The sequence below is a fragment of the Cognatundibacterium crateris genome (assembly GCF_010078235.1).
Classification (GTDB): Bacteria; Pseudomonadota; Gammaproteobacteria; order Burkholderiales; family Burkholderiaceae_D; genus Undibacterium; species Undibacterium crateris.
The window spans coordinates 22,302-34,026 of the sequence record NZ_JAABOS010000010.1; the positions used below are offsets into that span (position 1 = coordinate 22,302).

The 11,725-nt window shown below is 53.9% G+C and carries 9 protein-coding genes and 1 tRNA gene; 5 read left to right on the forward strand and 5 right to left on the reverse strand.

The annotated features are described in order from the left end of the window. Positions 1-2: 2 nt before the first annotated feature. The 3 genes from EYB48_RS16560 (at position 3) to EYB48_RS16570 (ending at position 5,375) form a co-directional block, all read left to right on the forward strand. Positions 3-1,814 (forward strand): family 2A encapsulin nanocompartment cargo protein cysteine desulfurase, encoded by a 1,812-nt coding sequence (locus tag EYB48_RS16560; protein ID WP_162021494.1) that lies wholly within the window; start codon positions 3-5, stop codon positions 1,812-1,814. Positions 1,815-2,153: 339 nt separating this feature from the next. Next, entirely contained in the window at positions 2,154-3,791 is a 1,638-nt protein-coding gene (locus EYB48_RS16565; RefSeq protein ID WP_162021495.1) for an RCC1 domain-containing protein, read from the forward strand. Positions 3,792-3,833: 42 nt separating this feature from the next. Beyond that, positions 3,834-5,375: a S8 family peptidase gene (locus EYB48_RS16570; RefSeq protein WP_162021496.1), complete on the forward strand. Its 1,542-nt coding sequence runs from the start codon at positions 3,834-3,836 to the stop codon at positions 5,373-5,375. A 260-nt stretch (positions 5,376-5,635) separates the two neighbouring features. Here EYB48_RS16570 and EYB48_RS16575 read toward each other — a convergent pair. The 3 genes from EYB48_RS16575 to mutL all read right to left on the reverse strand — a co-directional run bounded on the left by EYB48_RS16575 (position 5,636) and on the right by mutL (position 8,671). After that, a tRNA-Met gene (locus EYB48_RS16575) sits at positions 5,636-5,712 on the reverse strand. 36 nt (positions 5,713-5,748) lie between these two features. Further along, positions 5,749-6,690 carry a tRNA (adenosine(37)-N6)-dimethylallyltransferase MiaA gene (gene miaA, locus EYB48_RS16580; RefSeq protein WP_162021497.1) on the reverse strand — a complete coding sequence of 314 codons (942 nt, stop codon included), beginning with the start codon at positions 6,688-6,690 and terminating at the stop codon, positions 5,749-5,751. A gap of 73 nt (positions 6,691-6,763) precedes the next feature. Continuing rightward, the gene (mutL, locus tag EYB48_RS16585; RefSeq protein WP_162021498.1) at positions 6,764-8,671 is read right to left on the reverse strand and encodes a DNA mismatch repair endonuclease MutL; all 1,908 of its coding nucleotides are present in this window, start codon (positions 8,669-8,671) and stop codon (positions 6,764-6,766) included. A 114-nt stretch (positions 8,672-8,785) separates the two neighbouring features. Between mutL and EYB48_RS16590 the strand changes: the two genes are divergently transcribed. Together EYB48_RS16590 and EYB48_RS16595 are read left to right on the forward strand one after the other, a co-directional pair. Then, the gene (locus tag EYB48_RS16590) at positions 8,786-9,433 is read left to right on the forward strand and encodes a VTT domain-containing protein (protein WP_162021499.1); all 648 of its coding nucleotides are present in this window, start codon (positions 8,786-8,788) and stop codon (positions 9,431-9,433) included. A gap of 15 nt (positions 9,434-9,448) precedes the next feature. Beyond that, positions 9,449-9,838: a hypothetical protein gene (locus EYB48_RS16595; RefSeq protein ID WP_162021500.1), complete on the forward strand. Its 390-nt coding sequence runs from the start codon at positions 9,449-9,451 to the stop codon at positions 9,836-9,838. Here EYB48_RS16595 and EYB48_RS16600 read toward each other — a convergent pair. Further along, positions 9,835-11,244 carry an N-acetylmuramoyl-L-alanine amidase gene (locus EYB48_RS16600; protein ID WP_162021501.1) on the reverse strand — a complete coding sequence of 470 codons (1,410 nt, stop codon included), beginning with the start codon at positions 11,242-11,244 and terminating at the stop codon, positions 9,835-9,837. The genes EYB48_RS16595 and EYB48_RS16600 overlap by 4 nt on opposite strands. Continuing rightward, a complete protein-coding gene (gene tsaE / locus EYB48_RS16605) occupies positions 11,208-11,693 on the reverse strand; it encodes a tRNA (adenosine(37)-N6)-threonylcarbamoyltransferase complex ATPase subunit type 1 TsaE (protein ID WP_162021502.1) in 486 nt (161 codons plus the stop codon). The genes EYB48_RS16600 and tsaE overlap by 37 nt, the downstream gene beginning before the upstream one ends. Positions 11,694-11,725 lie beyond the last annotated feature (32 nt).

An 11,725-nucleotide genomic window follows, 5' to 3' on the forward strand; every position in this document is an offset into this window, starting at 1 on the left:
CCATGAGTACAGCCCCACTACCTCATCGCAGTGGTTTGCCTGACCCGGCAGCGTTGGCGCAATTGGCAGAACTGGCGAATGATTTCTTCGCCACCTTGCCGAACGGGGAAGTCAGACCAGAGCGTCCAGAGCGCCAAATAGTACCGGGGAACGCCGCAGCGTTACCCGCGCCTGTGTTGCAGGTTGCGCCATCGGGTCTGCAAGAAGCGCCGCCAGCTTCTCCCAAATCAGGGCTCGCGCAGGGCGTGCCGCCAGGCTATGCGGCGGCGCTTCCCGCGATCAGCCTGCTGTCTGAGCATCACGCTACGCCAGCGGCCAGCCCGTATTATTTTCTGGGTGAAGCCAGTGCTTATCCATCCGCTGCAGGCGGACACCGTTTGCCTGATCTGCAAAGTTTCAATACACCGACAGATCATGACTTGCGTGGCTTGCTGAGCAAAGATGAGCCGGCGCTGCATTCTGGCGGGATTGCGGCAGCACGTCCGTCCGATCCTGCGCAAGCCTATTACTTCATTGAACCAGCCAGATATCCCGGCCCCAGTGGACACCATGCGGGCGCCGTGCCAAATCTGGCAGCCAGTGCCCGACCGCCATTTGATGTGCATGCGATACGCGCTGATTTCCCCATTTTGCAGGAAAGAGTGAATGGGCGTCAGCTGGTTTGGTTCGACAATGCAGCGACCACCCAGAAACCGCAATCGGTGATAGACCGCATCGCGTATTTCTACGCACACGAAAACTCGAATATCCATCGCGCCGCGCACGAGCTGGCTGCCCGTGCCACCGATGCGTATGAAGCTGCGCGTAAAAAAGTCACTCGCTTTCTCGGTGCCGCTTCGCCGGAAGAGATTATTTTTGTGCGCGGTACCACCGAAGGCATCAATCTGATCGCCAATACCTGGGGGGAGCAGCACATAGGCAAGGATGATGAGATTATCGTTTCACATCTGGAGCACCACGCCAACATTGTGCCCTGGCAGCAGCTTGCAGCGCGTAAAGGTGCGAAACTGCGGGTGATACCGGTCGATGATACAGGCCAGGTCTTGCTCAGCGAGTTCAGCCGTTTACTCAATAGCCGCACCAAACTGGTATCCGTTACGCAGGTATCGAATGCGCTGGGCACCGTGGTTCCGGTCGCGCAGATCATAGAGCTGGCGCACCGGGCTGGTGCGAAAGTATTGGTCGATGGCGCGCAATCTGTTTCTCATATGCGTGTCAATGTACAAACGCTGGATGCCGACTTTTTTGTGTTTTCCGGACACAAATTATTTGCGCCAACCGGGATAGGCGTGGTGTATGGCAAACGCGCCTTGCTTGAACAGATGCCACCCTGGCAGGGCGGTGGCAATATGATTGCCGATGTGACGTTTGAACGCACCGTATATCAGCCGCCACCGGCGCGTTTTGAGGCGGGAACCGGCAACATCGCTGATGCAGTCGGACTGGGCGCGGCAATTGATTACATAGAGCGTATAGGCATAGAAAACATCGCCCGCTATGAGCATGACTTGCTGGTATATGCCACCCATGGCATGCAGGCGATTCCCGGTGTGCGTCTGGTCGGAACGGCGCAAGACAAAGCCAGCGTATTGTCTTTTGTGCTGGCTGGATATCAGACCGAGCAAGTCGGTAAAGCGCTCAATGAGGAAGGAATTGCAGTCCGTTCCGGCCACCATTGTGCCCAACCCATCCTGCGCCGTTTTGGTCTCGAAGCCACCGTGCGGCCTTCGCTGGCGTTCTACAACACTTGCGAAGAAGTGGACCGTTTGGTGGCAGTAGTCGCCAGACTGACTGCACAAAAAAGGGGCATCTGAAACTAAACTGTTGCAAGAAACTTCATCTAACGACGAACTGATCTTTTGCTAACATTGCCTGCCGGGATTGCTGCCCGGCAGGTATTTTTTTTGGCACTTACGTAGCAAAAACAAAAGAAAAAACCAACGACCTGTGCATAAGTGTTGCGAAATAGGGACGTATTTGTAACCTTATTGTAATAATTTATATCGAAATGCCTGCAAAAGTATCTTCTTTTAATGTTCTTGTGGCTAATATATCCATGAGTGAAAATTTTTTACCTAAGTTTGAAACGTTTGCTTTTGTTGTGAAAATTAATTGCTCAAAATTCGATCAATTCTCTGGATAACATAAATTATATGAGACACTATAAATCCATTTTACTGACCTCGACCGTAGGGATGCTGGTTGCAGGTTGCGGGGGGGATTCCCAACTGAGTGAAGTACTGGCCCAGGCAAAACCTGAAGTCAGTATCGACGTATTCGGTGCCAGGGGCAGTACCTTAACTGCCGTCGTCAATGCGAGCAATTGCGCGTCCGCACCGACAGTCAGCTGGGCTACGGCGGGTGGCGTTAAGCTGGGTAGCGGACTCAGCATACAAGACACTCAGCCTGATGCTGCTGTGGTAGCGACTGCCAGCTGCAGTGATGTGAGTGCTTCGCAAACCTTGGCGGCTAACTCTGTCTTCAGCTCCGCTGCAGCGTTTGCAGTCCTTAAATCGGGAAGTCCAATTGCCTGGGGTAATCCGGTCTGGGGTGCCGGCGGTACATTGTCAGCCAGTATTACCAACGTTACTCAACTTTATCCTTCTGAACGTGGGTTTGCTGCCATTTTGCCTGATGCAACGGTGAAAGCCTGGGGCAGTAGCTTTGTTGGTATTGCAGATCCTAAACTCGCCTATCCAGCCACTGGTGCGATTGCGACCGATCCTTTGACTGATGTTGCCGCGATTATTCCGGGTAAAGTCGCCTATTTTGCGGTCAAAAAAGATGGCACCGTCGCAGCCTGGGGGCGTGCCCGTGGCATGAAGGATGCTGATGTAATGATGGTCAATCAATCGTTTGGCTTCAGTCCTGCCGTGAAAGCCGCCATGAAAGATGTGCTGACCATCGTCAGCAATGAGGGCTCTTATGCTGCCCTGAAAAAGGATGGTACGGTGGTTACTTTCGGTAAACAGAGTACCGGCGGCGATTCCAGCTATGTGAAGGCTATCCTCAAAGATGTCACACAAATCGTCGGCGGCAATTACGACTTCCTGGCTTTGCGTAAAGATGGCACTGTGGTCAACTGGGGATATGGCTACGGACATTCTGGTGATGATCAGTCGGTACCGGTTCCTGAGGTAACAGGTGGTGCCAAATTGTTCATGAATGGCTATACCGGTGTCGCAATCGATGGCAAAAAAGCGGCTACTGCGTTTGGTTACGCCGCAGAAGTTGATTCAGCTGATGCCGGTTCTGTGGCTAAGTTACTCGTTAATGTTGCGCAGGTTTATTCGACCAACACAGCGTTCGCTGCCCTGAAAGAAGATGGCTCCGTCGTCGCCTGGGGCGATGCGATCCGTATGAATGACAGCCTGAATAAGGTTCAGTCCTCGCTGGTCAATGTGAAGTCGATCGTGAATTCCGAATATGCATTCGCGGCATTGAAACAAGATGGCAGCGTTGTGACCTGGGGTGATCCGCAAAATGGCGGTGACAGCTCGGCAGTGGCAGCACGCCTGACGAATGTAGTGGCAATTACTGCTAATAAATTTGCATTCGCTGCGTTGAAATCTGACGGAACAGTCGTGACCTGGGGCATGGGTAGCAAAGGTGGCGACAGTGCAGATGTGGCCGCTAAGCTGATCAATATTCGCGCCATTTATGCGACACCTTACGGTGCATTTTTGGCAGTGGCAAAAGATGGCTCTTACGTGACCTGGGGAGATGCCTGGGCGGGTGGTGATAGTAGCTCCATCATCGCCAACCTCACCAAAATCCCATTTAGCAACTAACGCTGATTAGTTCACGGAACTTAGACATCGGAGACTCAATTTATGAAATTAACACTCAAAAAATCGGCATTTATCCTTGCCGCCGCATTCGGTGCGGTGCTGGTATCTGGCACCACAACAGCGAATGTAACCGCACCAAGCAAGGCTAGCGCAAACAAAGTGCAGTCAGGGCAGGAGGAGTATCTGGATCAGATCATTGTGAAGTATCGCAATGACCGTTTCAACGCGGAGGCTTATGCATCCTCCAAAGGTGGCCAGGGTGAACTGCTGAATTTGCAGGCGCAACGCTTGTCCAAATTGCAGCAGGCTACGGCCAGTACTGGTATGACGTTTGAAATTAAACGTCAGTTAGCAACCGGCGCCTGGGTTTATAAGTCAAGCGGCAATCTCTCGACTTCTCAGTTGATCGCCCTGGCCAAGAAGATCGCAGCAAGTGACAGTTCGGTTGAATACGCTGAGCCGGATTACATCATGCGCCGCCTTGCTGTGCCTACCGATCCGTCCTATGCAAGCAAGCAGTGGGATATGCAGGAATCGAGTAAGCAGCCAGGTGGACTGAACCTCCCGGCGGCATGGGATGTCACGCAGGGTAAAGGTATTGTGGTGGCAGTTGCTGATACCGGTTACGTCCCGCATGAAGATCTGATGGACAATCTGATTCCTGCACAAGGCGGTCAGGCTGGACAATACGGCTACAACTTTATCTCCAGTTATGTGGTCGCACGTTTGCCTAAGCCAGCCAGCGGAAGCTCAGTGCGCGGGCCAGATGCATTGGATATGGGCGACTGGGTGGATGCTAATTCCTCTTGCTTCAAAACGTCTGGTGCAGATGACAGCTCCTGGCATGGTAGCCATGTGGCGGGAACGATAGCCGCTGCTGCCAATAACGGCAAAGGCATCACCGGTGTCGCACCAATGGCGAAAGTGTTGCCGTTGCGCGTACTGGGGCAGTGCGGTGGCAGCACGTCCGACATTTCTGATGCAGTTGCATGGTCTGCCGGACTGACAGTTCCTAACATGCCAGTCAATGCCAACAAAGCCAATGTGATCAATTTGTCGCTGGGTGGTATTCATGCTTGTAGCAAAACCACGGCCGCTGCCTACAAGGCGGCAATGGATGCGGGAACGATCGTGGTGATCGCAGCGGGTAATGAAGCAATTGATGCCAAGTTGTCCAGCCCGGCAAATTGCCCGGGTGTGATTACCGTTGCATCGACGGATATTACTGGCGGACGCGCTTACTACTCCAACTACGGCGGCACAGTGACGGTTGCTGCTCCTGGTGGTGGTTATTCTAAAGCAGAAGATGTCATTTTCTCGACACTGCCAACAGGGAAAACCAGTTACACGGCGATGTCTTCTGCTGAAGTGAATGCCTACGGCGGAATGGCAGGAACTTCTCAGGCGACACCACACGTTGCCGGCGTGGTTGCGCTGATGCTTTCTGTGAATCCTAAGCTGACTCAGGCACAGGTCAAAGATCTGCTGATCAAGACCTCGCGTCGTCCACCGGCAAACTGCCCGGCTTGCGGTGGCGGTATTGTTGATGCAGCAGCAGCTGTGAATGCGGCTAAAGCCAAATAAGCAGCTGTGTAAACGGAAGTGCTCATGCAAAAGCTGCTCACACGAAAGCAGCGCAAACGAATTAACCCCGGGAAGTTTTTCCGGGGTTTTTTTTGTGCTCAAAATCTGAGTGATAACGTTGATGCAGATGGATATTGCCAAGGCGAGATCTGCTTAGCTTTGAAGGCGTACAGTCCTTTGAAATGCAGGCGGGTGATATTTTTTTGCTGAGGCAAAAGCAAAAGCCCTTTGATTCTTGCGAATCAAAGGGCTTAGCATTCTGGTGGTGATAGGTGGACTTGAACCACCGACCCCAGCATTATGAGTGCTGTGCTCTAACCAGCTGAGCTATATCACCGAAAGACCGACATTATGGAGAGATTTGATGCCTTTGTCAAGCGTCGTTCAGATATTTATAGGTGGTGTCGAGTATGCTCAGCAATGGGCGCGCGCTCAGGCAGTCGATCACGTGGCGCTCGGGCATGGAGCGTAGCCAGGTGATCTGGCGCTTGGCTAACTGGCGGGTGGCGATGATGCCGCGTTCACGCATTTCTTCGTAACTGCAATGCTGATTCAGGTAATCCCAGGCCTGGCGATAACCGACGCAGCGGATAGATGGCAGGTCAGCATGCAGCTCAGGCCTTTGTTTTAAGGCGCGTACTTCATCCAGAAAGCCTTGTTCCAGCATCAGATCAAAGCGGCGCTCGATACGCTGATGCAGCACCGAGCGTTCGCTGGGTTCCAGTGAAATAGACAGCATAGGAAAGTCCGGGCCGCTGCGTACTTGTTTTGCCAGCAGTGCCGACATAGCCTGGCCAGTCAGGTGATAGATTTCCAGTGCGCGTTGTATGCGCTGGCTGTCATTTGGCGCCAGTCGCGCTGCGGTTTCCGGATCGACTTGTGCCAGGCGCGCATGCAAGCCAGGTACGCCTATGCGTTCGGCTTCTGTATCTAGTTCAGCGCGCAGCGCTGCATCGGCTGCAGGCAGTTCATCGAGTCCGTGTTTAAGTGCATTGAAATACATCATGGTGCCGCCCACCAGCAAGGGCAGTTTGCCGCGGCTTTGTATATCCTGGACTAAGCGTGCAGCCTCTTTGCGGAAGCTGGCGACTGAATAGCTGTCTGCCGCATCGATAATGTCGATCAGGTGATGCGGCACCGCTGCCAGTTCGTCTGCACTGGGTTTGGCGGTGCCGATATTCATATCGCGATATACCAGCGCAGAATCAACCGAAATGATTTCGGCTGGCAGATGGCGCGCGATTTCCAGTGCTGCAGCCGTTTTACCGGATGCAGTCGGGCCCATAATCGCGATGGCTTTATTGGTCAACTTCATGTATTTCTTACTTTCTTGAAGCAGAGCTGGCTGCCTGCAACATGTAGCGGGCAGCCAGTTCTGCAGGTGTGGCTTACTGACCGCGCAGGAACATTTTATCCAGGTCTTGCAGCCCCAGCTGCACCCAGGTTGGCCGTCCGTGATTGCATTGATCGGCGCGCTCGGTTTGTTCCATCTGGCGCAGCAGGGCATTCATTTCCGGGATAGTCAGACTGCGGTTGGCCCTGACTGCAGTATGGCAAGCCAGTGTGCCCAGCAATTCATTGCGGCGGTCTATCAGTACGCGTGAGCCGCCAAATTCCCTGACATCGCGCAGTACATCACGCGCCAGCGATTGCGCATCTGCGTTCTTCAACAAGGCCGGTACCGCGCGTACTGCCAGTGTGGTTGGCGAAATCGCTGTCATATCAAAGCCCAGAGTTTTCAGGGTGTGCTGATGCTCTTCCACTGTTGCGACTTCGATGGTATCGGCATAAAACGTCACCGGTATCAATAAGGCCTGTACTGGCATGCTGTCTTCATCGAGCGCGTTCTTCAATTGCTCATACAGGATGCGTTCATGCGCTGCATGCATATCGACCAATATCAGGCCTTTGGCGTTTTGCGCCAGTACGTACACACCATGTAACTGCGCGAGTGCAAAGCCCAGCGGATTTTCATCGGCAGGCAATTCACGTGCTGGCAGCGTAGCAGGGTGGGGCTCAGATACTGCAGCGGATTCAGGTGCCTGAAATAAGGCGCCATAGCGCGCCAGATTTTGTGAGACGCCCCCTTGCGCTGCGGGCCGTGGCCAGGCTGATGGGTAGGAAGAGCCAGCACCGGTATAGCCGGGCGTACTGCCAGCATAGGGCGAGGCGGCTGCAAATTCCTTGGCAAAGCTGCCTTGTTCACCTGCGACCCAGGGCATGGTTTTTCCGGCCAGTACTGCAGTCGCGCTGGCCGCAGTGGCTGGCGCCGGCACGGTGCCGAAGGCGGTTGCGGAGGTCTGTGCCAAGGCACGCTGCACCGCATGGAATACAAATTGGTGGACCGCACGGCTATCGCGGAAGCGGACTTCAATTTTAGACGGATGGACATTCACATCGACCAGCGCCGGGTCCAGATCCAGGGCCAGTACGTACGAAGGATAGCGGTCGCCGTGTAAGACGTCCTGATAAGCGGCGCGTACCGCATGGGTCAGCAGCTTGTCACGTACAAAACGGCCATTCACATAAAAAAACTGCGCATCTGCACGGCCTTTGGAAGCGGTCGGCAAACCGACAAAACCATGCAGACGCAAGGGACCGGCGCTTTCATCCAGCGGCAGCCGCGCGACTGCAAAATTCTCGCCCAGGATTTGCGCGCTGCGTTTGTCGATTGCACTCACATTCCAGTGATCGACCGCTTTACCGTTATGGCTCAGGGAAAAGGACACATCAGGACGCGCCAGCGCAATGCGGCGCACCACTTCGGCGCAATGGCCGAATTCCGTCTGTTCTGACTTCAGGAATTTACGCCGTGCCGGTGTGTTGTAGTACAGATCCTGCACATCGATGGTGGTGCCGGGTGCACCGGAAGCCGGTGAAATCTGTCCATTTTCAATTTGCCAGGCATGCGCGGCATCGGCTGTGCGCGTGGTCAGTGTGAGCAAGGATACCGAGGCGATCGAAGCCAGCGCTTCGCCACGGAAGCCCAGCGTGGCGACATTTTCCAGCTCTGTCAGCGAAGATATTTTAGAGGTCGCATGACGCGCTACCGCCAGCGGCAGTTGCTCGGGCGGGATACCGCGCCCATTGTCCGTAATGGCGATGCGTTTCACGCCGCCTTCTTCCAGCCGGATCTGGATATTGCTGGCACCCGCATCAAGCGCGTTTTCCAGCACTTCTTTGACGACAGCGGAAGGGCGTTCCACCACCTCACCCGCAGCGATCTGCGAAATCAGGTGGTCGGGCAGCGCCTGGATAGGTCGGACAGACTGAGGGGAGGGAGTATTTGCATTCATTCCTGCGATTATACCTTTGCTGAGCGGCCTTGCCTTCCATCCTGACATGCTTTCAGCCTTGCGCGGCATGCGCCTTAGTGTATGATTGCGGCGGTTTCCTTACTTGAGGTGAAAATGGATTTGATGCAACTCTTAGACATGGTTTTGCATGTCGATAAAATGCTGGGGCAGGTGATCGCGAATTACGGAACGATGGTGTACGTTGTGCTGTTTGCTATCGTGTTTTGTGAAACTGCATTTGTCATTTTTCCATTTTTACCCGGCGATTCCCTGCTGTTCATCGCAGGCGCTTTCTGCGCGACTGGCGCCATGAACCCCTGGTTGCTGGTGGCTTTGCTGCTGATCGCATCGATCTCGGGTAATACCGTCAATTACTGGATAGGTAGTCTGATCGGGCATAAGGTGATGGAGCGCGATTACCGTTGGATAGACAAAAATGCCTTGAAAAAAACCCATGAATTCTATGAGAAGCATGGCGGTAAAACGGTAGTGCTGGCGCGCTTTGTACCTATCGTGCGTACTTTTGCACCTTTCGTCGCCGGTTTTTCCGACATGACGCATCGCACCTTCCAGTTGTATAACGTGCTGGGTGCCTTGTTCTGGATACTGAGCCTGGTACTGAGTGGCTATTTCTTCGGCAATATCCCCTTCATACAAAAGAACCTGAATACCATCGTCTTAATCGGTGTCGGTGCCGCGGTGATCCCACTTTTGCTGGGCGCATTGTGGAAACTGTTCCGCCGCGTCGCCAGCAAGGCCTGAAGCGGCTACGCTGCGATGAAAGCAGAGCGGACTTCGGCCAGACTGATCTGGATACATCCGGAGGCGCCGGCTAAGCCCGCTGAGGGCTTGCCCTGTAATGGTTGTGGAATCTGTTGCGCTGCCGAGCCTTGCCCGGTAGCGCAATTTTTTTTGTGGCAGTTGTCCGGCAGTTGCCGCGCTTTGCAATGGAGTGAGCAGGATGGCTGCTACCGTTGTGGCATGCTGATTCAGCCATCCGCCTACTGGCGCTGGCTGCCGCAGCGCTGGGATGCCTGGTTTGCACGGCGTGTGCGACGCTGGATAGCAGCTGGTACTGCCTGCGATTCGAATGCCTGGCTGGAGCCCGCGCCATCCTCCGCTGAACGCGGTAAGGACAGCGCTGAGTGCTCCGGGCGCGCCGATTAAGCCATACGGCTTTTGGCTAAGGGTGGATTTTTCGAGAAATACTTTTTGACGCCTTTGACGATGGCATCTGCCATCTGATCCTGGTACTCACTATCGGTCAGGCGTGCCTCTTCTTCTGGGTTGGAAATAAAGGCAGTTTCTATCAATATGCTGGGAATATCGGGCGCTTTCAGCACTGCAAAGCCGGCCTGTTCTACCGCACCCTTATGCAATTTGTTGATACCGCTGATTTCGTTCAGTACGACTTTCCCCAGCTTCAGACTGTCATTGATCTGAGCCGTGGTGGACAAATCCAGCAGCACACTGGCCAGCTGTTTATCATGGGTTTTGATATTGACGCCACCAATCAGATCCGCAGCATTTTCCTTATCTGCCAGCCAGCGCGCAGCGGTCGAGGAGGCGCCTTTTTCAGACAGTACAAATACTGAGGAGCCGCGCGCCGATGGGTTGACAAAAGCATCTGCATGTACCGACATAAACAGATCAGCCTGCACTGCACGTGCTTTTTCTACCCTGACATTTAAAGGCACGAAATAATCGCCATCACGCGTCAGCATCACCCGCATATTCGGCAGCTGCTCAATCTTTGCCTTGAGTCGTTTGGCAATCGCCAGCACCACGTCTTTTTCACGGCTGCCATTGCGTCCCAGCGCGCCCGGGTCTTCGCCGCCATGGCCGGGGTCAATCGCAATCGTAATCAGGCGACTGACTGGTTTTTCGCGATTTTTATCACTTTTTTCAGCCAGCTGGGTGTCTGGTTTTTCCGTTGGCTTATCAGGTATCTTGTCGCCCGGCTTGTTTGCTTGCTTCTCATCGCCGCGCAATTCGGGTTTGCCAGTATTATTGTTCAGGTTAGGGGTAGTCGGCGCAACTTGCAGCGGGGTCGCTTCTTTTTGCCACTCACCTTTTTCTATCAGTGCCGCCAGCGGATCGGTGGGTTGGGCCGGATACAGATCAAACACCAGTCGGTGTTTGTAGTTGCCTATCGGTTGCAATGTGAATACCTGAGGATTGACTTCCTCCTTCAGATCAAACACCAGCCTGACCACATTCGGCTTATTCTGACCTACCCGCACCTGACGGATATATGGATCATTAGACTGGATTTTCGCCACCAGTTCTTTCAAGGTTGGATTGAGCTCCAGCCCCTCAATATCGACCACCAGGCGTTCCGGATTTTTGACTGTGAAATGATTGGTTTTCAGTTCGCTGTCATTTTCCAGCGTGACGCGGGTGTAATCTTCCGCTGGCCAGACCCGTACCGCCAGAATTTTGGCGGCTTGTGCAGTGTGCGGAGCCATCACCGATAGCAGCAGCGTGCCACCGGCTTTCAGCAGGGTGCGGCGTTTTTTGGCGTGGACGCCGCCAGTCAGAGATTCGGAGCGAAGTGGAGTGATGCGAGACATGCGATACCTTTTGCAGACAACGCGTGCAATTCTACCTCACGACCATCACCGGCGACCGATAAATGCACATGCAAATCGGCTTCTGGCAGCACACCGGCGGCTTTTTCCGGCCATTCGATCAGGCACAAGGTCTGAGCATTCAGTTCTTCGCGAAAACCGGCATCGATAAATTCTTCGGGACTTCCCATGCGGTACAGGTCAAAATGCATGATCGTGACCGGCTGCCCATGTAAATGCACTGCATACGGTTCCGCCAGCGTATAGGTGGGGCTTTTGACGCTGCCCTGATGTCCGGCCGCATGGATCAGAGCGCGTGTCAGTGCAGTTTTACCGGCACCCAGATCGCCGTGTAAAAACACCAGCATGCCGGGCTGCAGCACTTGCGCCAGACTTTTTCCTAAAGCCTGGGTGGCCGCTTCATCGTGCAGGGTAGTTTTATAATGTGACATTTCCAGCTAAATCTCTATTTTTCTATTCATGA